20 protein-coding genes and 1 tRNA gene are annotated in these 24,679 nt (G+C 30.6%); 13 read left to right on the top strand and 8 right to left on the bottom strand.

The window, feature by feature from the left end; genetic code table 11:
• Window positions 1–47: 47 nt before the first annotated feature.
• The 5 genes from dnaN to ABWP60_RS02150 form a co-directional block, all read right to left on the bottom strand.
• Window positions 48–1,166, bottom strand: coding sequence for a DNA polymerase III subunit beta (dnaN, locus tag ABWP60_RS02170; protein ID WP_353148857.1), 1,119 nt, complete (start codon window positions 1,164–1,166; stop codon window positions 48–50).
• Window positions 1,167–1,237: 71 nt separating this feature from the next.
• Window positions 1,238–2,923 (bottom strand): gliding motility-associated ABC transporter substrate-binding protein GldG, encoded by a 1,686-nt coding sequence (gldG, locus tag ABWP60_RS02165; protein ID WP_353147860.1) that lies wholly within the window; start codon window positions 2,921–2,923, stop codon window positions 1,238–1,240.
• Window positions 2,923–3,648 carry a gliding motility-associated ABC transporter permease subunit GldF gene (gldF, locus tag ABWP60_RS02160; RefSeq protein ID WP_353147857.1) on the bottom strand — a complete coding sequence of 242 codons (726 nt, stop codon included), beginning with the start codon at window positions 3,646–3,648 and terminating at the stop codon, window positions 2,923–2,925. Before gldF ends, gldG begins: the two co-directional genes overlap by 1 nt.
• Window positions 3,649–3,697: 49 nt before the next feature.
• A complete protein-coding gene (locus ABWP60_RS02155) occupies window positions 3,698–3,994 on the bottom strand; it encodes a putative quinol monooxygenase (protein WP_353147854.1) in 297 nt (98 codons plus the stop codon).
• A 31-nt stretch (window positions 3,995–4,025) separates the two neighbouring features.
• Window positions 4,026–4,856: an SAM hydrolase/SAM-dependent halogenase family protein gene (locus ABWP60_RS02150; RefSeq protein ID WP_353147851.1), complete on the bottom strand. Its 831-nt coding sequence runs from the start codon at window positions 4,854–4,856 to the stop codon at window positions 4,026–4,028.
• A gap of 107 nt (window positions 4,857–4,963) precedes the next feature.
• Here ABWP60_RS02150 and ABWP60_RS02145 point away from each other — a divergent pair, with 107 nt between their 5' ends.
• A complete protein-coding gene (locus tag ABWP60_RS02145) occupies window positions 4,964–5,914 on the top strand; it encodes a PhoH family protein (RefSeq protein ID WP_353147849.1) in 951 nt (316 codons plus the stop codon).
• Window positions 5,915–6,004: 90 nt separating this feature from the next.
• Window positions 6,005–6,952 carry a phosphoribosylaminoimidazolesuccinocarboxamide synthase gene (locus tag ABWP60_RS02140; protein ID WP_353147846.1) on the top strand — a complete coding sequence of 316 codons (948 nt, stop codon included), beginning with the start codon at window positions 6,005–6,007 and terminating at the stop codon, window positions 6,950–6,952.
• A 55-nt stretch (window positions 6,953–7,007) separates the two neighbouring features.
• Here the strand turns inward: ABWP60_RS02140 and ABWP60_RS02135 are convergent, their stop codons facing one another.
• Both ABWP60_RS02135 and ABWP60_RS02130 read right to left on the bottom strand, forming a co-directional pair.
• The gene (locus ABWP60_RS02135) at window positions 7,008–7,721 is read right to left on the bottom strand and encodes a tRNA threonylcarbamoyladenosine dehydratase (RefSeq protein ID WP_353147844.1); all 714 of its coding nucleotides are present in this window, start codon (window positions 7,719–7,721) and stop codon (window positions 7,008–7,010) included.
• Between the two features lie 3 nt (window positions 7,722–7,724).
• On the bottom strand, window positions 7,725–8,405 hold the full coding sequence (locus ABWP60_RS02130; RefSeq protein WP_353148854.1) for a TatD family hydrolase: 681 nt from the start codon (window positions 8,403–8,405) through the stop codon (window positions 7,725–7,727).
• Window positions 8,406–8,447: 42 nt separating this feature from the next.
• Between ABWP60_RS02130 and ABWP60_RS02125 the strand changes: the two genes are divergently transcribed.
• Complete coding sequence (locus tag ABWP60_RS02125) at window positions 8,448–9,680, top strand: MDR family MFS transporter (protein ID WP_353147841.1); 1,233 nt, start codon at window positions 8,448–8,450, stop codon at window positions 9,678–9,680.
• A gap of 68 nt (window positions 9,681–9,748) precedes the next feature.
• Window positions 9,749–10,669, top strand: a complete 921-nt coding sequence (locus tag ABWP60_RS02120; RefSeq protein ID WP_353147838.1) for a hypothetical protein — start codon at window positions 9,749–9,751, stop codon at window positions 10,667–10,669.
• A 114-nt stretch (window positions 10,670–10,783) separates the two neighbouring features.
• Here ABWP60_RS02120 and smpB read toward each other — a convergent pair whose 3' ends face one another.
• Window positions 10,784–11,242 (bottom strand): SsrA-binding protein SmpB, encoded by a 459-nt coding sequence (gene smpB, locus ABWP60_RS02115; RefSeq protein WP_166126420.1) that lies wholly within the window; start codon window positions 11,240–11,242, stop codon window positions 10,784–10,786.
• A gap of 148 nt (window positions 11,243–11,390) precedes the next feature.
• Here smpB and ABWP60_RS02110 point away from each other — a divergent pair, with 148 nt between their 5' ends.
• From ABWP60_RS02110 to ABWP60_RS02070, 9 genes are all read left to right on the top strand, one after another.
• The gene (locus ABWP60_RS02110; protein WP_353147836.1) at window positions 11,391–11,537 is read left to right on the top strand and encodes an SsrA-binding protein; all 147 of its coding nucleotides are present in this window, start codon (window positions 11,391–11,393) and stop codon (window positions 11,535–11,537) included.
• A gap of 52 nt (window positions 11,538–11,589) precedes the next feature.
• A tRNA-Arg gene (locus ABWP60_RS02105) sits at window positions 11,590–11,663 on the top strand.
• Window positions 11,664–11,835: 172 nt separating this feature from the next.
• Entirely contained in the window at window positions 11,836–12,699 is an 864-nt protein-coding gene (locus tag ABWP60_RS02100) for a hypothetical protein (RefSeq protein WP_353147833.1), read from the top strand.
• 149 nt (window positions 12,700–12,848) lie between these two features.
• The gene (locus tag ABWP60_RS02095; protein WP_353076641.1) at window positions 12,849–13,046 is read left to right on the top strand and encodes an excisionase family DNA-binding protein; all 198 of its coding nucleotides are present in this window, start codon (window positions 12,849–12,851) and stop codon (window positions 13,044–13,046) included.
• A 309-nt stretch (window positions 13,047–13,355) separates the two neighbouring features.
• A complete protein-coding gene (locus ABWP60_RS02090; protein WP_353147831.1) occupies window positions 13,356–13,721 on the top strand; it encodes a hypothetical protein in 366 nt (121 codons plus the stop codon).
• 427 nt (window positions 13,722–14,148) lie between these two features.
• On the top strand, window positions 14,149–15,855 hold the full coding sequence (locus tag ABWP60_RS02085) for an AIPR family protein (protein ID WP_353147828.1): 1,707 nt from the start codon (window positions 14,149–14,151) through the stop codon (window positions 15,853–15,855).
• Window positions 15,856–16,301: 446 nt separating this feature from the next.
• Window positions 16,302–17,924, top strand: a complete 1,623-nt coding sequence (locus ABWP60_RS02080; protein ID WP_353147825.1) for a T9SS type A sorting domain-containing protein — start codon at window positions 16,302–16,304, stop codon at window positions 17,922–17,924.
• A gap of 1 nt (window position 17,925) precedes the next feature.
• A complete protein-coding gene (locus ABWP60_RS02075) occupies window positions 17,926–21,423 on the top strand; it encodes a hypothetical protein (RefSeq protein WP_353147822.1) in 3,498 nt (1,165 codons plus the stop codon).
• A 6-nt stretch (window positions 21,424–21,429) separates the two neighbouring features.
• Window positions 21,430–24,679 (top strand): DUF6443 domain-containing protein (locus ABWP60_RS02070; RefSeq protein WP_353147819.1); only part of this gene is annotated, 3,250 nt, incomplete at its 3' end.

Below are 24,679 nucleotides of genomic sequence, written 5' to 3'. Positions count from 1 at the left end.
GGAAGCAATTGTGGTTTTATGAAGTAGTTTGTTTGGTTGTATATTTTTTAGTTATTAAGCATTACTGGCATAACTAACATGGTAACAGTTTCACCTTCGTCTAATCCATCAATAGGAGTAAGGATTCCGGCTCTGTTAGGTAATGACATTTCAAGTTGAATTTCATCACTTGTTAAGTTATTTAGCATTTCTGTTAAAAAACGAGAGTTGAAACCAATTTGTAAATCGTCTCCCTGATAATCACAAGTTAAACGTTCATCTGCTTTGTTTGAATAATCAATATCTTCTGCAGAAATATTTAATTCTGTACCTGCAATTTTTAAACGAATTTGATGCGTAGTTTTGTTAGCAAAAATCGCTACACGACGAACCGAATTTAAAAAAGTAACACGACTTAAAATTAGTTTATTTGGATTTTCTTTAGGAATAACCGCTTCGTAATTAGGATATTTTCCATCGATTAAACGACAAGTTAATATGTAGTTTTCAAATGAATAAGTAGCGTTAGAATCGTTGTATTCTACTTTTACTTCTGCATCTGAAGTGGCTAAAATTCCTTTTAAAATAGTTAAAGGTTTTTTAGGCATAATAAATTCAGCACTTTGCGAGGCTTTTACATCTGCGCGAGCATATTTCACTAATTTATGCGCATCTGTTGCAACGAAAATTAATCCTTCTGTGGAAAATTGAAAAAACACACCACTCATTACTGGACGTAAATCATCATTACCAGTTGCAAAAATAGTTTTTCCAATTGCTGTTGCTAACACTTCTGAAGGTATCAATGTTGTTGAAGGATCTTCTAAAGCTACTGCTTTAGGAAATTCTTCACCAGCTGCATACGCAATCGCATATTTACCCGAATTAGAACTAATTTCAACAGTGCTATTTTCTTCAACTGTAAACGTTAATGGCTGCTCTGGAAATGTTTTTAAAATATCTAATAATAATTTCGCAGGTATTGCAACACTTCCTTTGCTATTTGACTCAATTTCTAAACTTGCTGACATTGTAGTTTCTAAATCGGAAGAAGAAACGTGTAATTGATTGTTATCTAATTCAAATAAAAAATTATCAAGAATTGGTAAGGTGTTATTGCTATTAATAACGCTTCCTAAAACTTGTAATTGTTTTAATAAATACGAACTGGATACTATAAAATTCATCATTTTTATTTTTTTTTGCTTTTACAAATATAATGGGTTACAATTAAATCTAAAAATATACTTATTAACAACTAATACTTATATTTTTTCTTTCTTAAATACGTAAAAATAAATCCGAATAGTGCTAACAAAACAATTGGTAGCGCTACTGTTAGCAGTTGTGTTTGATTGTAATTATCGTGAACACTTTGTTTGTCTAGTACGGGTAAGGTTACATCTTTACTTCTAATGTTAATAAGTCCGTTATCGTCTAATAAATAATTTACGCTATTTAAGATAAATTCTTTGTTTCCGAAAAATTGTCCGGTGTATTTATCATATCCTAATTCAATTGGTGCGCCTTTATCTAATTGATTTTTTATTACGTCTCCATCAGAAATTACAATCATTTTTGTTGGAACGCTTTTATTTAAAAAAGTAGCATCTTTAAAAGGTAACACACGATTGTTGTACACTGAAGTAAAAGTGCCTTCTAACAAAGCCGCAACTGGAATTAATCCGCCATCAGCATAATCTTTTGGACTGGTTTCTTCTGTAATCATTTCCAACGAAACTACACTTGGTGTTCCTATTACTTTAGAATAAGGGGAACTTTCCAGTAAAATGGTAGTTTTAGTATTGGTTTTTAATAACTCAATTGGAGAGCAAAAGTTGAATTTTACGCCATCCGTATTTTTTACAATAGGATGTTTTTTAGAAGCTGGATAAATAAATGGTGCCATTTTCCAATTATAGGTTTCCATCTGACTTTCACTTCCTTCTTTTCCAGAAGCTAATTTTAATGGTGTTCCATATTCATCTTTAATCATTTGAGGATTAATTCGGAATCCGTATTTAAAAAACATATCCGTTAAATTCAAATCGTTATTGCTAACTAATGAGGAACCGGATTCATTGTATAAATTTTCCATTTCGGCATTAGTTCCATCTATTAACCAAAGCGTTTTTCCACCTTTCATGATAAATTGATCTAACACTTGTTTTTCGGTTTCAGTAAATTTTTCTCTTGGTTTCGCAATAATAGCCAAGTCGTACACATTTAAAGCTTTTAATGTTTTTTTAGGCTGTGAGGCCACCGAATCTAAAGTTATAGGTCCAATATAATAATTATCACGAATGGTTTTTAAAAAATCGGCAATATAAATATCATCTAACTCGCCATTTCCTTTAATAACGGCAATTTTACGTTGTTTTTCTTTTGAGATTTTATGAATGGCTTCTGCAAAAGCATATTCTAAATGTTGTACGGAGCTCTCTACTTTTTTCTCAGTTGAAGCTCCCATTAAATTTTTCAGTAATTGCACTTTTGCTCCTTTATCGCCATAATTGGCTAAAGCCCATGGGAAAACTACTTCTTGAGTTTGCTTTCCTTTATCTTCAACGGTTACGTTTATTGGTGTTAATCCTTTTTCAAAGAATTTTTTCATGACTTCCACACGTTCTTCTTCTTTTTCAATTGGATTTACGAATTGAAATGTAATATTTGAATTGTAAGCGGAAAATTCTTCTAATAACTGGCGCGTTTCTGATTGTAATTTTTTAAAATCAGCAGGAAAAGTGCCTTCTAAAAACACATCAATGATTAAGGGAGAATCTACACCATCAATAATTTTTTTAGTGGTTTCAGAAAGGGTATATCTTTTGTCTTGCGTAACATCGAAACGTTTATAAATATAATAACTCGCAAAGTTTAAAATAAATAAACCAATCGCTAAAAACCCTAATTTCTTTAAACTATTTTTTTGAACGTCTTTCATTACCATTTAAGCGATTTAAGTTGATAAACAGTTCCAGCTAAAAATAAAATTGTGATACTAATAAAATAAATAATATCACGAGTATCTAACACACCACGACTCATACTTTTAAAGTGAAAATCCATTCCTAACGTTTTAATAATTCCACTGAAATTACCAAACAAATTAGCTAAACCATCCAACCCAAAATAAAAGAAAAAGCATAAAAAAACAGCAATAATAAAAGCTACTATTTGATTGTCTGAAAGGGTAGAAGTAAATACCCCAATTGAAGTGTAAGCGGCAATTAAGAACAATAAACCAAAATAGGAACCAATGGTACTGCCATAATCGAAACTATTTTGAGCTGCTGTAAAACTTGAAACTATAAACACATAAAAAAGTGTTGGGACAATGGCAATTAAAATTAAAATAAACGCCCCAAGAAATTTACCATTAACAATTTCCCAAAGACTTAAAGGTTTTGTAAAAAGTATTTCTAATGTACCTTGCTTTTTTTCGTCAGAGAAACTTTTCATAGTAACTGCTGGTATTAGGAAAATAAGTATCCAAGGTGCTAATTTAAAAAATGGACTCATATCAGCATAACCAGAATTTAAAATATTAAAATCACCATCAAAAACCCATAAGAATAATCCATTTAGCAAAAGAAAAATAGCAATAACTAAATAGCCAATTGGCGAACCAAAAAAAGATTTTATTTCACGTAGCAATACTGCTTTCATATAGTATACTTGTTTTATATTTACAAAAGTAATTTATAAACTTGAAACTTTATAATAAAGTATCTAATTTATTAACGCTCCAAGCTTCTGGTTTTTCTGCAAAAAGTGTTTTGGTATAAGTCCAAACTTCATTAAATAAAGCTGATTTTCTGTATTTTTCTAATGCTGATTCATTTTTCCAATAGCTGTAAGTAAAAAAAATGCGTGTATCATGTTTATCTTGATACAATTCTAAAAATTCATTACCATCAAAACTTCTTATTAGATGTTTAACTTCATTAAAATTGTTTAAAAAATCTACTATTTTATCTTCTTGAAAGGTAAGTTTTACAATTCGTACCAACATATATTTATATTTAAATTCTTACACACAACACCTAAGATTCAAATTCCACAATTACAACATCTTGCATTTTTAAACCCAATAAAGTGTGCGCAGAACCTGAACGATTAGGGTTGCTTCTATAAACTGCAATTTCTAAAAAACCTTCTTGATTAAAAAGCGCAATTTCGTTTCCTGCCATTGCATTTAAATCAGCTGATTTGTAATTTTTAAAATCGGCATAATTGTGCTTTACTCTTTTAATTGTGTAAACAGAAAAACGAACACTATATTGTCTTCCCCTCGCTACTTCTTCTATATACGTTTTCGAAATATTAGTAACACAATTTCCAAAATCGTCAATATATACAATATGTCCGCGAATAGATGTTAAATTTTGATCCAAAATAGGAACCAACATATTCATCTTTTTTATTTCTGTTAGTGGTGAGCCAATTACGGTCATTTCACCGCCTTTTGCCAAATGAGTTGCCACTGTAGCAAAAACATCTAAGTCGCTAGAACCTTCTATTAATCTATCGTGAATAGTAATTTGTACTATTTTTTCTGGATTTTTTTTATTGGTTAAACCCCCAAAAATGCCATTATCGGAACCTATAAAATAATGGCCATCATAAAGCATAACAATATGAACAGTATCTGCATTTCTTGAAGCGTCTACAGCTACAACATGCACTGTTCCTTTTGGAAAATGCGAATAGGAGGTAGCTAGTAAATAACTAGCTTCTAAAATGTTAAATTTATCTATTAAATGAGAGATATCAATAATGGTCGACTCAGGAAATAATGAATATATCTTACCCTTTAAAATTCCGGCAAAGTGGTCTTTTAAACCAAAATCTGTAGTAAGCGTAATTATTGACATTTTATTGTTTATAACTTATTTTAAATGGAATGATTGTTTTTATTATATTTGAATGATACAAAATTACTCTTTTTTTTACAGAATTAAAACAATTAAAATTAAAGCCTTTGAACGAAAGAATTATTGAATTGGAAAACATTGCCCCTAAAGATTTTTGGGGTGCACATGACAGTCATTTAGAGACCATTAAAAAGTATTATCCAAAATTAAAAATTGTAGCTAGAGGTACCATTTTAAAGGCTTTTGGTGAAGCTGAAGTTTTAGAGGAATTTGAAAAGCGTTTTCGTCGTTTGATGACACATTTCACCCGTTTTAATACGATTGATGACAATGTGATTATGCGAGTTATTGAAGGTGATGCGCAACAAACTGGAGAAATGCCAAAAGGCGATCAGATTTTAGTGCACGGGTTAGGCGGGAAGTTAATTAAAGCGATGACTCCTAATCAACAAAAATTAGTTGATTTTGTAGCTAAAAATGATATGGTTTTTGCAGTAGGCCCTGCTGGTACCGGGAAAACGTACACTGGAGTAGCACTTGCTGTAAAAGCACTTAAAGAGAAACAAGTTAAGCGTATTATTCTAACTCGTCCAGCAGTAGAAGCAGGGGAAAATTTAGGGTTCCTTCCAGGTGATATGAAGGAAAAACTGGATCCATATATGCAACCTTTGTATGATGCTTTGCGCGATATGTTGCCTCCTCAAACCCTTGAAGACTATATATTAAAAGGAATTATTCAAATTGCACCATTGGCCTTTATGCGTGGAAGAACTTTAGATAATGCCTTTGTGATTTTAGACGAAGCACAAAACACAACACATTCTCAAATGAAAATGTTTTTAACGAGGATGGGGAAAAACGCAAAATTCATTATTACAGGTGACCCAGGGCAAGTAGATTTACCTAGAAGAACCATTTCAGGATTAAAAGAAGCAATTTTAGTTCTAAAAGATGTTGATGGTATTGGTATTTTATATCTTGATGATAAAGATATTGTCCGCCATCGCTTAGTAAAAGCGGTTATAAATGCTTATAAAAGTATAGAAAATTCGGATTAAAATGAATTGAGGCGTTAAAATAAACGCCTCTTTTTTTGTTAAAAAATGATTTTAAAACTACTTTTGCAAAACAAAACAACGACACACTATATGAACACAATAACGACTACAAATTTTAATTTTACAGGTCAAAAATCTGTTTACAGAGGAAAAGTAAGAGAAGTTTACAATATCAATGACGATTTATTAGTAATGATTGCAACCGATAGACTTTCTGCCTTTGACGTGGTTTTACCAGAAGGTATTCCATATAAAGGACAAATTTTAAATCAAATTGCAACAAAATTTATGCAATTAACAGAAGATATTGTTCCAAATTGGTTACTTGCTACTCCAGATCCAAACGTGGCTATTGGGCATTTGTGTGAACCATTTAAAGTTGAAATGGTAATTCGTGGGTATTTATCAGGTCATGCAGCTAGAGAATATGCATCTGGAAAAAGAATGCTTTGTGGTGTTGAAATGCCTGAAGGATTAAAAGAAAACGATAAATTTCCTACACCAATTATTACACCAACAACCAAAGCAGATAACGGTTCGCATGATGAAGATATTTCACGTGAAGCGATTTTAGCTAACGGAATTGTGACAGAAGAAGATTATTTAATCTTAGAAAAATATACTAGAGCTTTATATCAAAGAGGTACTGAAATTGCCGCTTCAAGAGGTTTAATTTTAGTTGACACAAAATACGAATTTGGAAAAACAAAAGAAGGAAAAATTGTTTTAATTGACGAAATTCATACACCCGATTCTTCTCGTTATTTTTATGCGGAAGGATACCAAGAAAGACAAAACAATAACGAAGAACAAAAACAATTGTCTAAAGAATTTGTACGTCGTTGGTTAATAGAAAACGGTTTTCAAGGTAAAGAAGGACAACAAATTCCTGAAATGACTACAGAATATATCGCAACTGTTTCAGATAGATACATTGAATTATTTGAAAATATTTTAGGAGAAAAATTCGTAAAAAGCGACATCTCAAATATTGAGGAACGCATTTTTAATAACGTTCAAGCGTATTTAGTCAAGTAATACTTTAAAATAATTAAACCTGACAGGTTTTTGAAACCTGTCAGGTTTAATTATTTTATTGCTTTATCAAATGTTTCACAACAGTTTCGGCAGCATATAATCCAAAAAGTCCCGGCATCCAACTATTTGTGCCATAAAAGGATCTTTTAAAATTTGAGCCGTCTGTCATCTTTAAGCTACTTTCATCCTGTATTTCAGAAGAAAAAACCACTTTTAATTTATCTATTTTTACTTCTTTCAAGCGTTTTCGAATGGTTTTCGCTAAAAAGCAGTTTTCGGTTTTAGTTATATCGGCTACTTTTACTTTAGAAACATCCATTTTTCCTCCAGCACCCATTGAAGAAATAATTTTCACGTGTTTTCGTTTGGCAGCAATAATTAAATTTAATTTCGGGGTTATGCTATCAATACAATCTAAAACATAATCGAATTCGGGTGATACAATCTCTAAAGCACGTTCCGGTGATAAAAATTCTTCAATGCAAGTTAACTGTAATTCTGGATTGATGTCCAGTAATCTATTAGCAACAATTGTAACTTTTGGCTGTCCGATCGTACTATGTAACGCAGGTAATTGTCTGTTAATATTTGTAATATCTACTGTATCCCCGTCAACTATAGTGATTTTTCCTACACCTGCACGAACTAAAAATTCGGCAGCAAAAGATCCTACGCCACCTAAACCTACGACTAATACATTTGCGTCTTTCAATTTATTTAAGCCTTCTTCTTTAAATAATAAAGCAGCTCTTTCTTGCCATTTTGCCATAATTTATTGCTTTTTAGTAAAAACAGTTTGATAATTGTTCCAAACTATTTCTTTCATTTCTTCCACAGAAATATTTTTACATTTTGCTGCAAAAGTATAAACTTCTTCTAAATTTTCCGACATCGTATCGGTTTCTAAGAAAATTTTTTCATTTGGTGTGTATTTAAAAACCATTCCAACTTCAGGATTACGAAGCAAATATTTTCCAAAAGACAAATAAAAATCTTGATTTAAAAGTTGTTTTGCTAACGGAATATTTTTTGAAAATCCGTGAATGATAAAAGGGGATTGAAGATTACTATTTTTTCTACAAGAAATGATTTCATCAAATGCCGCTACACAATGTAAAATTACAGGTTTTGTCACATCATGTAAAAGAGATAATTGCGATTCAAAAACGGCTATTTGTTGCTCTATTTTTTTTTCAATTCTTTTATCTAAACCACACTCTCCTAATGCAATACATTCTTTTAATTGAAGTTTATTTTTAATACTATTTAAATCTTCAATTACCCGTTCATCAACAATATGCCAAGGATGAATTCCAATGGAATAATGTGGAATATCAGCTATAAATTCATTCGGATATTGATTTACAACTTCTATAATAGAATCCGAATTGGTATACATATGTGTATGTAAATTAACAAATTTCATAAAATTGTTTTCACAAAAATAACATATTTAAACAAGTTATTTATCTAAATTTGTGACAGATATATAATTATGATTCAAAAAGCATTTCGCCAATACATTTCTAACTTTCAAGGTTTTTCTCGAGAAATTTGGATCCTTACACTTATTACATTTATAAATAGAGCAGGTACTATGGTTTTGCCATTTTTATCTAAATATTTACATGAAGACTTACATTTTTCTTATTCTCAAGTAGGAACTATAATGGTATTTTTTGGATTGGGTTCTTTATTAGGTTCTTGGTTAGGTGGAAAATTATCAGATGCTATTGGTTTTTATAAAATAATGATATTCAGTTTATTAGTAAGTGGATTAATGTTTTTTGGATTACAATTTGTTACTTCTTTTTACGGATTATGTATTAGTATGTTCTTAATTATGTCGGTTTCAGATATGTTTCGTCCTGCTATGTTTGTATCACTGGGTGCTTATGCAAAACCAGAAAATAGAACAAGAGCCTTAACACTAGTTCGATTGGCTATTAACTTAGGATTTGCAGCCGGGCCTGCCTTAGGTGGTTTAATAATTATGAAAATTGGATACAAAGGCTTGTTTTGGGTTGATGGTTTGACTTGTATAATAGCTATATTAATTTTCTGGATTAAAGTAAAAGAAAAGAAAAAATCTACCTATTTAGATAAAGAACAACCCGGGGAAGTATTGGTTAAGTCCGTTTTTAAAGATAAAATTTATTGGTTATTTTTAACTACCTCTTTAATTGTAGGGATTATGTTTTTCCAATTATTTACCACAATACCTATTTATCATAGAGAACAATTTGGGTTAACCGAATTACAAACAGGTTTACTCCTAACATTTAATGGAGTTTTGGTTTTCTTCCTTGAAATGCCAATTGTAAATTATATAGAAAAGCATAAAAAAAACAAATTGAAAGTTATTATTTTAGGTTGTTTTTTAATGAGTATCAGCTTATTTTTAATGTTAGTCAATACTTGGGCAGGCATTTTGTTAATTATGATGCTTTTTATGACCTTTTCTGAAATGTTTAATTTTCCTTTTTCAAATGCATTTGCCCTCAGTCGTGCTCCAAAACACCAACAAGGTCGTTACATGGCCATTTTTACAATGAGTTATAGTTTAGCCCACATATTAAGCGCTAAAATTGGAATGTTAATTATTGATAATTATGGGTATCAAACCAATTGGTTTTTCATGGGAACTTTGGGAATCATAGGTTCTTTTATTGGTATTTATGTTTTGCGATTAGTAAAAAAAGAAAAAATGTTAAAACGCGTTAATTAACAAAATTTTAAAATTTCATTTTTGTAAAATTTCTATTTTTGAATTTTTAAAATTAAAATCTAATAATTATGAATGTTAAAATGGTATTTCAAGGATTCGTATTGGCTACTGCAATAACTATTTTGCCAATCACAACTTTTGCTCAAAACAATCGTTTAAATCAATTGTCTCAGCAAAAAAACAATAGTTTCGAATTGCGAATTGACAATGCTATGACCGATGCACAATTGAAACAAGATGAAACTGATGCTAAGAAATTTGATTTTGAAGTTGCTTTTTCTGGAGTAAAACGTAATGAAAAAAAGCAAATCACAGCTATTAAAATTTCTTATAAAGACCAAGATGGTAATTCAGGAAATTATAATGTTAGTTCTGAAACGCCTATTAAACCAATTTCAATTAAAAAGCAATTCGATGGCACTGGAAAAGGCTTAATTAATATACAATCTGGTGCTTCACAAAATGATTTATTTGCAAATGGTTTTGACATGAAAGGATTTAATGGCATGTTGAATAATGATATGTTTATGAATTTAGACAATAATGTTTTTAAAGGTTTAATGGATGGAAATACCATTGATTTAGATAAATTTAAAGAATTGCAAGGCGAATTTCAATCCGATTCTTTAGGTGGCAATTTTAAATCATTTATTTTCAAAGATGGTGAAGTTATTGGTGACAATCCGGATATGCAATTAGAAGAAGAAAAAATAGACGAAAACGGAACGGTAACTAAAAAATATTCCGACGGAAAGGGCAGTACAATGATTTTTTCAGAACGAAATTTTTCTTCAAATGGCGATAAAACGGATGATTTGGAAAAATTTAAAAAAGAAAATAAAATTCAAATTCAAAAAAACTTTCAATTAAAAGAAGATTCCACCAAATCAGATTTAGAAAAACTAAAACAAGAATTGGAAAAAACCAAAACCGATTTAGAAAAACTAAAATCCGATTTAGAAAAGGATAAAGTGAAAAGTAAAAAGTAACAAAGTTTCATAGTAACCAAGTTATAAGTAAAAAACCAGAATTTTCAATTGAAAACTTTGGTTTTTTTATATTCGTAAATCCCAAATCGTAAATCCCAAATCGTAATTCGTAAATTACCTGAATTCTTTTTTAATTCTTGCGATATCTCGTTTGGTATCATTTTCTTTCATTGTTTCACGTTTGTCGTAATTTTTCTTACCACGGCAAAGTGCTATTTCCACTTTAGCAAATCCTTTTTCATTCGTATATAATTTTAACGGAACAATAGTTAACCCTTTATTGTCTGAGTCTTTATCGAGTTTTTTTAACTCTTTTTTATTTAAAAGCAGTTTGCGTTCGCTTTTGGCTTTGTGGTTGTAATGCGTTCCAAAAGCATATTCCTCAATAGTAGCATTGATTAAAAACAACTCAGTTTGCTCATTAAATTCGCAAAAACTTTCCGCAATAGAAGCTTTTCCTAAACGAATAGATTTAATTTCTGTACCTGTTAATACAATACCCGCGTCGTATTTGTCTATAATTTCATAGTCAAATCGTGCGCGTTTGTTTAATATGTTTATGATTTTCTGCATAGCAGTACAAAATTAGGGTTTATTTTTCAAAGAAAATAGCTTATTATTTATGATTTTTAATGAACAGGTGGCTTGATTTAGAATTATGATTTTGAAAGACAAATGAATTAGAGTATTTTTTTAGTAATTTTGCCCAAAATAAAAATTAATGTTTAAAATTTTAGCTAAATTTAATAAAGTCATTTTACCAAGTTATTCTAAGCAACGTCTTGATTTAGCGAAAGCTACAAAATTACAAAAGACAATCATTGCTTGGCGTTATTATGTTACGATTCATGCATTAGAAAAAAAATAAAAATATAATTTTAAAATATCGAATTTAGTTCTATATTTGCACCCACAAAAAAGGCCTCGTGGCGCAACTGAATAGCGCACTTGATTACGGCTCAAGAGGTTTCTGGTTTGAATCCAGACGAGGTCACTACTTTAATCCCAAAACTATTGATTTTCAATGTTTTGGGATTTTTTATTATCTTTGTGTGGCCATTTTGTGGCTACATTTATAACTTACTGCAATGTAACAAAAGAATTTAATAAAATAAATAAACCGAAAAACAATTTTATTAATCCATACAAAGGAAAATAAAAACGATATGATTGACCTTCCAGAAGAAACTATAAAAACATATCAAGATGGTAAAAACAACTTCGAAGAACAATTAATTTCTATTCGTCAAGAGTGTGAATTTATTAAGAAAGATTTTCTGGCAAAAGATTTTAATATTTATAATTCTGAGGCAGAAATTAATGCTTGTTATAGTTTCTTCTTGCAATTTGTTCCTTATTTAAATCATCTTATCTATTTTTCAAAAGATGAAGAAGTTATTTCTAAATTGAAATCATGTGGTTTTACTTATGCTACTTTAAAGTGGATGATTGACATAAATGAAATTGAAAATGAAATTAGAAGATTAGAAAAAATAGAGGGCTTACTTATTTTTCCAGATGCATACCTTTATTCTTGCATTTTTTATGTAAGTTCAAAATTTCGTTTAAATGCATTAGAATATTTTATAGGTAATGTTAGTTATAACGGTATAGTTACAAATAAAATTCATGTTGATTTTACTAAAAGAATTAGAAGAAGGAATTACAATCATAATAACAAATCGAAACTTTCCAAAGATGAGTTTGAGAATGTAATGAATGAAAAAATTGATTTGTTAGAAAAAAAATCAATCGAAAATGGAGAAGACAAATCAAAATCAATAAAATCTCTTTTAAAATTATTACATGGGAATTGTGGAAGTATTTACGAATTATTCCAATTTTCAACAAAAGGTATTAGTAAAAGTAGCTTCTACTTCGAACTTTTTCCTTTACTGAAAATTATAGTTAAAGATAAAAAACTTAAAAGCGAAACAGAATTTTTTGATAACACCTCTGAACAAGTTTACAATAACGACTACCGATTATACAGAATTTCAAAGGTAAAAGACATACTTAACCTAAAGTGATTTTAATATATAAATAATACTAAAAATTTTTTAAAATGTTTAGTATCCTATCTAATAAGTTAGTATTTTTTTTTCGTAAAAACTCCGCTCATTTTCTAATTTTTACATTTTGTTCCTTTACGACGTTGAAAAATTAAAAAAAGCACGTTATGGAAATACAAAATACACCTCCAGTTTATTGGAATAAAAATCAAGCTTCTAAGCATCTTTGCTGTTCCGTTAAAACAATTGACAGATTAATTAAAAACGGTAGAATAAAATCGTTTAAAATGGGTAGAAAAGTACTTATTTATGCAAATACCTGTATTGAGGAAAATATTAACTCAATTAAACCAAAGTTTATTTAATACTATAATAAAAAAATCATTTTCAAAGCATTTGAAAACATTTTGTATTTAATAAAGTATATAATGATTTTGCAAGAAATATTAATAAGATAATTATCAAAATTAATTCTAAAGGTAATTTTTTAATAATTAATAAAAATAGTTCATTTTCTCTTTTAAAAAACAGAAAAATAATAAATGTTATAATAAGAAAAATACATTTTTGATAATTATAATACTGATGATAATTAAATACAATAATTAAAGATAATTAATAAAGTTAATAAAGTTAATAATAACACGTTTTAACACGTATTAAAATGAATTACAATGCGAAAAAAACCAGAATTAAAATTATGTCCGTTTTCAAATGTAATATTTACACCAAAACGAAACAATCAAGTTTTTGCAACTTCAAAAGATAGAATAGCATATCATAATGAAAAGAATAATATTATTAGAAATAAAATAAGTGAAGTAAATAAGCAATTACTAAAATATTATAAAATTTTAGATTCATTATTAGAAGATTATCAATATGTATATGTTCACAAACAATATTTAAAGAAAGTTGGTTTCTCTTTTAAATTATTTACATATTACTCAGAATATAAAGGCAATGTTATTTATGGTATTTATGACATTAAATTGATGAAACATCATGATGAAAATTACTATTACATTAAACGAATTTAAATGAACAAACTAATTTGCTATTTAAAAAATAGTATTTATGATATTAATTTCTCCCCTTATTTAAGTGTTTAATTCGTTTTTCGATTACATACCGCTTCTTTACTTCTGTAGAAATCATTCTACATAAATAAATTTTCTCCTTCATATTATTAGCTTTAAATTTGAGATTATCAATAAAACCGATTGTTAATCTTGAAAATCCGATGTTTTTTGTAGAAATATGAAAATAATACCAATTTTCGATATGTAATATCAATTTTTGTTAGTAGTTGTAAAACAAAGTGTTTATTTTTATAAATATTGCGTAAAAATGCTCAATGTTTTTAAAATTCAACCAGCTAATTTTGAGCATATAAAAAAAATGGAGATAGCTTTACCCAAGTAGACTAAAAAACTGAGAATATAAATAAGTTCAATTATAAAAAATATGGATAGAATTACACAAAGCTTTATTAAAGAACTTTTAGAAACCGAAGAATTAATTTCAAAAGGAGAATCAAAAGATTTTGAAAAACTAGCTAATTATTCAATAATTTCTAATGAATATAATAAAACTTTTGACTTAAACTTTGTAACTATAGGTGATGGTGATGATACAGGAATTGACGGTATATCAATTATTGTGAACGGAGTCTTAGTTGAAAATACGGAAGAAATTGATGACCTTATTGAAAAAAATGGAACAATAGGAGTTGATTTTACTTTTATTCAATCAAAAACATCATCTAATTTTTCAACTTCCGAATTAAATACTTTTATTTTTGGTGTTAAAGACTTCTTTTCAATTACTCCTAAGTTAAGAAGAAATGAATCATTGCAAAAATTTGCAGATTTGGCAAATCACATCTATAATAATGCACCCAAATTAAAAAACAATCCGACTTGTAAATTATTTTATGTTACTACAGGAAAATGGGTTGGTGATACAAATTTGATTGCAATAATTGAATCTGGCAAAGAGGATTTAGAAACCACAAACTTATTTGATTCAATTGATGTTACACCAATTGGTGCCAGAGAATTAGCTACTTATTATAGAAAAACTAAAGAAAGTGTTAGTGCAACTATAACTTTTACAAATAGATTGACAATTACAGAAATTTCAGGAATATCAGAAGCATACATTGGTTTAATTCCTTATTCAGAATTCTTGAAAATTGTTGCGAATGAAGACCAAAATCTTTTAAATGTTTTTGAAGATAATGTAAGAGATTTTCAAGGCGAAAATAATGATGTCAATAGTGGAATTGCTTCTACCATTACTAACGAAGGCTCAGAAATATTTAGTGTTCTCAATAATGGAATAACAATAGTTGCTAGTAAAATTTCTCCAACAGGTAATCAATTTACAATTACTGATTATCAAATTGTAAATGGTTGTCAGACAAGTAATGTTTTATATAACAATAGAAACAGCACAAATACTGCTAACGTTGTAATACCTATTAAATTAATCGCAACAGAAGATGATGAAATAAAAACAAGAATTACTTTAGCGACAAACAACCAAACTCCAATTAAAAAGGAACAATTAGCTTCATTAACTCAATTTCAAAGAAGTTTAGAACAATTTTATAATTCATATGAAAATGACAACAAACTTTATTATGAAAGACGTTCAAAACAATATAATTCTGACACATCTGTTATCAAGTCAAGAGTAATAACTGTTCCATATCAAATTAAATCATTTGCTGGAATGTTTTTAAATGAGCCACATAATGTAACAAGTTACTTCGGTTCAATTGTTAGGAAATTAAATGATGGTAAAATTCAAATTTTTGACAATGACCATTCATATTTCCCATATTATACAAGTGCTTATGCTTATTATAAATTAGAAACTTTATTTAAACGTGGCTTGGTTGATTCTAGTTATAGAAAAGTAAAATTCCACTTGCTTATGCTATTTAGAATGCTGAATGAAAAGGAAGAACTGCCAAGATTTAATAGCAAAAAAATGGAACAATATTGTAAAGTTCTGTTAGACATTTTATATGATGACGATAAAGTAATTAAAACTTTTAAGAAGTGTTGTAAAGTGATAGACGAAGCTGACTTTGATAAAGCAGACAAACAAGATGTTAAATTAGTATCTAAAACTAAAAATTTGATAGATTACATTGAAAAATAACTTATGATAACACTGGTTTAATCAAATGGCAAGGCATCGGATTTATTTGAAATCGGGAAGGTTTTTAAATTAAAGTTTTTGGCTTGCAAATCCCCAAATTATTAAAGTCGCGAAAAGTTGGCAGTAATTTTTCATCATTTATAATAATGTAATTTGTTATTTTAAATAAATACACTTACAATTCTTCTGTATAAATCATTCTCCAAGACAAATACCCCTCACATTATTACCTTTAAATTTGAGAGTATCAATAAATCATATCATTAACCTTGAAAATTCAAGGTTTTTTCGACAAGAATGAAAATAATGCGAATTTTCGATAGGTGATATCAATTTTCGTGTAGTAGTTGTAAAACAAAGTATATAATTTTATTGTCATTGCGTAAAATTACGCAACGATGATAAAATTAAACCCAATAAATTGCCCTAATTTTTAATTGTAACCTATGAAACATCCTTCAAAAATTTTAATTTTTGGTTGTCTACTGACCACTTATTTTTCAAACGCCCAAGACATACTATGGGAAAAATCCTATGGCGGCAAACATGCCGAATATTTATTTGATGCACAAGCCACACCTGATTATGGTTTTATTCTGGCAGGGAGTTCTATTTCTGGAAAAACAGGTAATAAAGAAGACGCCAATAAAGGCGATTTAGATTATTGGCTTTGGAAGATGGATGAAAAAGGCGACTTGGATTGGCAAAAAAGCTTTGGTGGTTCAGGTGTTGATTTATTATATAGTGTAAAACTGACAGCTGATGGCGGTTTTATATTAGCGGGCATCTCAAATTCAAACAAAGGATTGGATAAAAAAGCAGATGCCAAAGGTCAAGATGATTTTTGGATTATAAAATTAGATGCCAAAGGAAATGAACTTTGGCAACAAACCATTGGCGGTAGCGGACAAGAAAAATTACAAACGATTTGCCAAACTAGAGACGGTGGTTATGTTATTGGAGGAACTTCTGCTTCATATAAAACCAGAAAAGACGACAAAGGCGTGCTGGATGTTTTTGGGAAGTCGGAAGATACACGCGGTAATTTAGATTATTGGATAGTCAAATTAAAAAAAGACGGCAAAATAGAATGGCAAAAAACACTAGGCGGCAGCTATGTAGATGAGTTAAAAGACCTTGTAGTATTACCCAATGGAAACATTTTGGCAGGAGGCTATTCGAATTCGCCAGAATCGGGAGATAAAACCCAAGACAATTATGGAATGGGCGATTTTTGGTTAGTGGAACTTTCTACTGAAGGACAACTGGTATGGCAACAAACTATTGGAGCCGAAGCCGATGATAATTTATTTGCAATTGAATTGACTTTTGATGGTGGTTTTATGGTAGGTGGTAACTCAAATTCCGCTAGCTCTGCTATGAAATCAAAAGCTAGTAAAAATGGTAGTGATTTTTGGATTTTGAAATTTGATAAGGATAAAATGCTGCAGTGGCAAGAAACTTATGATTATGGTACTAAAGATGTACTAACTTCAATTGTAGAGAATAAAGACGGTTCGTTTTTAATTGGCGGATACGCACAATCCGAACAAACCAATGAAGCTACAGCTAAATTTAAAAAAGCAGACAAAGAAGGCATAAACGATTATATCGCATTAAAAATCAATGCCAACGGAGAAGAAATTTGGACACAAACTGCTGGCAGCAAAGGCGAAGAAGTACTAAAAAAACTATTTGAAACCCGCGATGGCGGTTATTTATTAGCAGGCACCTCCAATGGATACGCCTCAAAAGATAAAAACAGCACGAAAGGCGGAGCAGATTTTTGGGTGGTAAAATTAAAGGACAACACCAAGCCTGAAAATGAAAAAGCGCCTATTGAAGCGATACCTAACCCAGCCGTAACGTTTACCAATGTGATTATAGGATTTGAGTACGAAAACGGCACCGCCAACCTATACGACATCAGCGGCAGACTTTTGCAAACTTACAAACTAGACGGCAGTAGAACCTTACCCGTTGAAATGAGCAGCTACCCAACAGGAATGTACATAGTAGAGCTGGTAACAGACAAAGAAAAAAATAGTGTTAAAATTTTAAAGAAATAATATGAGAAAGTATATACTACTATTTGCTGTACTACTAAACACAGTACTTTATGCGCAAAATCCAGGAATAAAATCGGACTTATCTACATTAATTCCTCCTTCACCAACTGTGGCAGCATTAATGAAATATGAAGAAATACCTGTGAACAATTATACTGGAGTACCAAATATTTCAATTCCTCTTTATAATTATAATATACCTTCCAGTAAAATAGGTATAAATGTTGGTTTAAGTTATCATACGGCTAGCACAAAATTAGACGAAGTAGCCAGTGATATTGGATTAGGATGGAGTCTAACTTGTTCAGGTTCAATATCAAGAACTGTAAGAGGAATGCCTGATGAGTTATATGAATCAAATCAAAAATTTGGAGTTTATAAATCAAATCCAGCCAACGGAAATAATTATTACCAAACTATTCAATCATTACTAAATGGTTCATTTAACCCTATGGTTCCTCAAAGTATTGTTAATAATAGTACACCAGATAACGTAAAGGAATTTTTATTTGAAACCAACGCTTTCGGAAAATACGATAGCCAGCATGATTTGTGGCAATATAATTTTAATGGTCATTCAGGAAGATTTTACATTGAAAAACAAACTAATGGAAATTTAGAAGTAAAATTATTGAGTAATGATAATTTAAAGATAATTAATCAATACAATCAAGAAGATAATATTTTTCAAAAATATAAACCAACAGGTTTTACAGTTTATGATGAATTTGGATATAAATATATTTTTGATGTTATAGAAACGACAACTGGTAGCCAATTATCCGAATCAACTGCTCCTAACGGAATGATGAATATGAACCTAAGTCAAGAAATTTATAATAGTGCCTTTCACTTATCCAAAATTTTTGATAACAACGATAAATTATTGGTTGAATATACATATTCTGACGCTAGTGTAGAATACATTACAAACAGTTCTTTTACAAGTAATCATAGTACTACAGAGTCTAATGGTTATGGAACACTTGCTGAAGAAGTGGATTTTGTAGTTCAAAATTTTACATTGTTTAGCCAAAGTTTTCTATTAGATTTATACAAGCCTACATCTTTAGTTGCTGTATTTTCTAATTCATATACTGCAAAAAAAATAAGCGAGATTAAAATTATCGGGGTAGGTAAAGTAAACTTTGAATACCAGACGGGAAGAAATGATGAAAATTATACGAACAGGGAGTTTGTTAAAATATTAAAAGGAATTAAAGTAAAACAATTAAATGATTCGATTGTTAAAAGTTTTTATTTAGATCATGAATATAAATACGCAATTACAAAAAAACTTTTTTTGAAAGGAGTAAAACAGCTAATTGGTAATGGTGGTGATATAGATTTACATAAGTTATATTATAAAGAGCCATTACAACCCTTTAATCCAGCAAAAGACAATTGGGGTTTTCTAAAAAATGCTGATATGAGTTGTGGTGGATTGGAAAAAACAGCCGATAAAGATTATGTATCATCATTTGTCTTAGAAAAAATGACATTACCAACAGGAGGTTGTGTTGTATTTAATTATGAATCAAACACTTACGCGTATCAAGGAAATGAACAATTGACCAATTTTGATTCTAATTTTTATAATTGGGACTTTCAAAGTAATGGAGCTACTTTTTCTGGATTATATAATACAAGTGTACAAAATCTGTTTACAATTAATGTAGCACAAGACGTTTGTCTTCAGGCAAGTTATAATTTCCCAGAAAGCGATTGGTATTTTAGTATATACAAAGATGCGTATGACCCTAATAACCCTACATCAAATTTGATAGGTGGAATTTCTTCCAATAGTGTTTTAGATAATAATGGCTTTTCTTATTTAAGAAATGTCCAGCCAGGAACATATGTAGTAATTTTTTCTTCCCCAAATTTGCCTACTTCTGGTAATAGTAATTATTTTTCTTCTTCAATTTCTGCAACTTATAGAAATCGAAAAACAGTTGATTACAAGAATTATTTTTATGGAGGTGGATTTAGAATTTCAAAGATTTCAACTTACAATGAAAATATTACTATTGAAGATGCTAGTACTAGTATTCCTTTAACAGTTAAAGAATACTCATATAATGATTTTGATAACAATAGTCCTTCAAGTGGCGTACTTGTGTCTAAAGAACCGCTATTTAAATTAGAAACTAGTTTGAAAAGACCATATATGAATTCAAGTGTACAAGGTGGGATTATTAATGGTGAGCTTTTCGAGAGTTTTTACACATATTCTACAATTACAAATCGTGATAAAATTAATAGAGGAAAAACCAACGGTTCAGATATTGGCTATAAAAACGTGACTATAAAAAACAGTAATGATAATACTAGTAATGGTAAAACACAATATACTTATACAACATCTTTAGAGTATCCAAATATTGAATACACACACGAGCAATTGTATTTGCCTTCTATTAATATGGATTATAAAAGAGGTTTGTTAAAAAAGGAAGAAGTATTTGATGTAACTAATAAAAGAATAGTATCCACAATTAATAACTACGACTTTACTGATTCAAGAATTATGACAGGTTTACATGTGTTTGGAACTTGGGATGAAGGTTTTAACAGCTGCCCAAGTTTTAAATTAATGACAAATTATAATAATTACAAAACATTAAAAGCTAATAATTGCAATCCTGTTGCTTTAGCTTGTGGATTAGACTATCTTGATTATATTTTTAAACCAGATATGAATATTGGTTTTACAGGTTATTTAGAAGCCTTTGGCTGGGCAAAACTAACATCAAAAACTACACAAAACTATTTCTATCCAAACGGCGGTACTGTACCAAATATAGTTACAAGTAACGAAACCTTAACGTATAATTCAATAAACAAGCAAATAGCGTCTCAAACAGTAAATAATAGTGTTGGCGAAACCCTAACCACCAATTATTTTTACCATACGGGCAATTCGCCATTTTCTCAAAATAGAATTTCTGAAATTGAGCGTATTGAAACCAAACGTGGTTCTGAATTACTTTCTGAAAGTAAAATTAATTATAGCAATACGTTTGCTGGTAATCAATCTTTTTTACCAAGTACTATTGAGGTGAAAAAAGGGAGTTCACCTTCAGAAATTCGTTTAAAAAATAATGTGTATGACGCGTTTGGTCATGTGCTGGAGGTACAACAAGAAAGCGGGATGAAAATTTCATATATCTATGGCTACAACAATACCCAACCTGTTGCTAAGTTAGAAAACATAGCCTATGCGAATATTCCAACAAACTTAATTACAGCTATTCAAAATGCAAGTAACGGAACAGATGAAATTGCACTGAATACAGCATTAAATAATTTACGTACAGCTTTACCAAACGCAATGATTACTACCCTTACTTACAAACCCTTAATAGGGGTAAGTACCGTTACCGACCCAAAAGGCGACAAACAAACGTATCATTACGATAGTTTTAACCGACTTGAATTTGTAAAAGACAAAAATGTCAACATTTTGAGTGAGAATAAATATCATTATAAAAACTAATCGGACATGAGAAAATTGCTAAATCTACTCTTGCTACTCCCTATACTAGCAATATCCCAAAGCATCGACCAAAACTGGGTAAAAACCAAAATCTATAAAGACTCTACAAAAACCAGTATTCCTACTCCCACACCTGCACAGGCGGTAACTCAGGTAAGTTATTTTGATGGATTGGGTCGTACGATACAACAAGTGGCGCATGCCCAATCCAACACGGGAAAAGACATTGTAACGCATATTGAATATGACGCTTTTGGCAGACCTGCAAAAGAATTTTTGCCTTATGCCAATCAAAATGCTAGTTTAAACTATAATGCTAGTGCTGGCACGGATGTTTTGGGGTTTTATAATACTACAGGTTATGAAAACACATCCAATCCTTTTAGTCAAAAACAATTTGAGGCATCTCCACTTAACAGGGTACTAAAACAAGCGGCTCCTGGCAATGCGTGGAGTTTGGGAAGTGGTAAAGAAATTAAATTTGATTACCAAACCAACACGGCAAATGATGTTAAACTTTACAAAGTAACCACCACTTGGAACGCTACTTTAGGAATATATGATATCGCTTTAATAGAAACTGGCTACTATGCAGCCAACCAATTGTATAAAACAATTACCTATGACGAAAACACTCCCCCTTCGGGGGCTTCGGGGCTAGAGGAATACAAAGACAAAGAAGGGAAAGTTATTTTAAAACGTACGTTTAATAATAGCCTCGCACATGAAACGTATTACGTGTACGACATATATGGTAACCTAACTTACGTGATACCACCCTTAGTAACTAGCGCTACTACCCAATTAGATGGGCTATGTTACCAATACAAATACGATGCTCGTAACCGCTTAGTAGAAAAGAAACTACCAGGTAAGCAGTGGGAATACATTGTTTACGACAAATTAGATAGAGTAGTGGCAACTGGTCCTGCCTACAACCCTTGGGGCGGAGGCGATACAAATAAGGGTTGGTTACTTACCAAATACGATGTATTTAACCGTCCTGTGTTTACCGCTTGGAATGTTATGTCTGTAAATTCAAGTTCAGATAGAAAAAAAATGCAAACGGGTGTAGATTCTAGCAATATACTTTCAGAGAGTAAAACTACTGCAACAGTTACCATTGATGCAGTAGCAACTAAGTATACTAATACTGTTTTTCCAACTAGCTTTAAACTACTTACTATTAATTATTACGACAGTTATGATTTTCCTAATGCGCCAACTATTCCAACAAAAATAGAAGGGCAAAACACACAAAACACCAACCTTAAAGGCATGCCAACAGGTAGCTGGGTGCGTGTACTAGACAATGCTAGTAGCACAACAAACGAAACGAGCTATACCATTTATGACACCAGATACAGACCTGTAAGAAGTTACACCAAAAACTATTTGGGCGGTTATACGCAAGTAGATACCAAGCTCGACTGGGCAGGTAAAACACTATACACATTAACCAGCCAAAGAAGAACCAACGCTAGTGAACTTTTTACTGTAAAAGACCGCTTTGAGTACTCACCACAAGATAGACTCACCAAGCACGTGCAACAACTAACCAGCCCAACGCTATTACCAGAGCAATTACTTACTTTAAATACCTATGACGAGTTAGGACAACTAACAAGTAAAAAAGTTGGCGGTACAGATGTTACAGGCGCACAAGCGTTACAAGCGGTAGATTATAGCTATAACATTAGAGGGTGGTTAAAAGCGATTAATGATGTCAATACCCTTGGCACAGATTTATTTGCCTTTAAAATTAACTATAACCAAAAGGAAAATGGCACGGCAGGACTGTTTAACGGTAACATAACCGAAACTTTATGGCGCACAAGTGCAGACAACATAAAACGAAAATACAACTACAGTTATGACAATTTAAACCGACTTTTACAAGCCAATTACAGCAAACCAGATGCAAGTACCAACCTAAACAACTACAAAGAATGGTTAAATTACGATCCCAATGGTAATATTACCGATATTGTCCGCACAGGATTTATGGACCCCGTAGCAGGTACTGTAGAAAATGTAATAGATGATTTAAAATTTGTATACGACACCGCCAGCCAAAACAGGCTACTTAAAGTAAATGATTTAAGCAACAGCCCACAAGGGTTTAAAGACAACTATGCTTCTGCTGCAAATGACTTTAGTTATGACAACAACGGCAACATGACAGCAGATAACAACAAAGGCATAGGCGGTATTATTTACAACCATTTAAATTTACCTATAAAAATAAATTTTGGAGCCAAAGGAGAAATTGCTTATCTTTACAATGCAATAGGGCAAAAATTGCAAAAGTTTGTAAAAGATGTTGTTAGCAATACCAACACCACTACCGATTATTTAAGTGGTTTTCAGTATCTAAACACTACTTTACAATTTTTTCCACATGCAGAGGGGTATATGCATTATACACGACCTTTGAATAATGGTCAACTGGGTTCGTTTAATTATGTTTTTAATTACACCGACCATTTAGGTAATGTGCGAGTAAGTTTTGCTAAAGACCCACAACAAGGCAACGTTCTTAAAATATTAGAAGAAAACCATTATTATGCTTTTGGGATGAAGCACGAAAACTACAACGTTACAAGAGTAGATTTCAAACGCTATCCCGATACAGGTGTTGAGTTAGTACCTATGCCAGCTGTAGCGAATGCGAGTTACAATTATAAATACAACGGACAAGAGCTTCAAGAGGAACTCGGAAGAAATGTTTATTCTTATCAATGGAGAGATTACGACCCTGCAATTGGAAGATTTAATCGGTTAGATAGATTTAGTGAAAAATATTGTAGAACTTCTCCTTATTCTTTTACTTCAAATAACCCAGTTTATTTTCGAGAAATTAATGGTGATAGTATAAATGTAAATTTGATGAAAAAATATGATGAATCAAAAAAAACAAGTTATCTTAAAACGTTAATTAATGATTTAAATAGTCAAACAGGTTTTACATTTAGTGTAAATAAAACCAATCAGCTTGTTTATGCCCTAGATTCAGAAGGAAACCCAGTTGTAAGTACTACAACTGACTCTAGTGGTAATCAAATCCAAGTTGGAAGTGCTGAAGCTAGAAAGATAATGACTAACGCAGTTTCAACTACTAATCAATTATTTGTTATAACTAATGATGTAGGAAGGACAAGCGCCACATCGGTAGGAGGTAGTGTAATTAATTTAGTTCCCAGTCAAATTAATGAAGTTTATTCAGGTATTTATGAAAAAAAGCCTAATAGCATTG

Origin of the sequence: Flavobacterium sp., assembly GCF_040402895.1 — a bacterium.
Taxonomy (GTDB): Bacteria; Bacteroidota; Bacteroidia; order Flavobacteriales; family Flavobacteriaceae; genus Flavobacterium.
The sequence above is the reverse complement of the archived record's forward strand: the minus strand, read 5'-3'. Positions and strand labels throughout refer to the sequence as shown.

Coding starts and splice junctions, on each gene's coding strand:
- dnaN (WP_353148857.1), bottom strand. CDS start 1,166: ATGAATTTTATAGTATCCAGTTCGTATTTATTAAAACAATTACAAGTT.
- gldG (WP_353147860.1), bottom strand. CDS start 2,923: ATGAAAGACGTTCAAAAAAATAGTTTAAAGAAATTAGGGTTTTTAGCG.
- gldF (WP_353147857.1), bottom strand. CDS start 3,648: ATGAAAGCAGTATTGCTACGTGAAATAAAATCTTTTTTTGGTTCGCCA.
- ABWP60_RS02155 (WP_353147854.1), bottom strand. CDS start 3,994: ATGTTGGTACGAATTGTAAAACTTACCTTTCAAGAAGATAAAATAGTA.
- ABWP60_RS02150 (WP_353147851.1), bottom strand. CDS start 4,856: ATGTCAATAATTACGCTTACTACAGATTTTGGTTTAAAAGACCACTTT.
- ABWP60_RS02140 (WP_353147846.1), top strand. CDS start 6,005: ATGAACACAATAACGACTACAAATTTTAATTTTACAGGTCAAAAATCT.
- ABWP60_RS02135 (WP_353147844.1), bottom strand. CDS start 7,721: ATGGCAAAATGGCAAGAAAGAGCTGCTTTATTATTTAAAGAAGAAGGC.
- ABWP60_RS02125 (WP_353147841.1), top strand. CDS start 8,448: ATGATTCAAAAAGCATTTCGCCAATACATTTCTAACTTTCAAGGTTTT.
- ABWP60_RS02120 (WP_353147838.1), top strand. CDS start 9,749: ATGAATGTTAAAATGGTATTTCAAGGATTCGTATTGGCTACTGCAATA.
- smpB (WP_166126420.1), bottom strand. CDS start 11,242: ATGCAGAAAATCATAAACATATTAAACAAACGCGCACGATTTGACTAT.
- ABWP60_RS02110 (WP_353147836.1), top strand. CDS start 11,391: ATGTTTAAAATTTTAGCTAAATTTAATAAAGTCATTTTACCAAGTTAT.
- ABWP60_RS02100 (WP_353147833.1), top strand. CDS start 11,836: ATGATTGACCTTCCAGAAGAAACTATAAAAACATATCAAGATGGTAAA.
- ABWP60_RS02095 (WP_353076641.1), top strand. CDS start 12,849: ATGGAAATACAAAATACACCTCCAGTTTATTGGAATAAAAATCAAGCT.
- ABWP60_RS02090 (WP_353147831.1), top strand. CDS start 13,356: ATGCGAAAAAAACCAGAATTAAAATTATGTCCGTTTTCAAATGTAATA.
- ABWP60_RS02085 (WP_353147828.1), top strand. CDS start 14,149: ATGGATAGAATTACACAAAGCTTTATTAAAGAACTTTTAGAAACCGAA.
- ABWP60_RS02080 (WP_353147825.1), top strand. CDS start 16,302: ATGAAACATCCTTCAAAAATTTTAATTTTTGGTTGTCTACTGACCACT.
- ABWP60_RS02075 (WP_353147822.1), top strand. CDS start 17,926: ATGAGAAAGTATATACTACTATTTGCTGTACTACTAAACACAGTACTT.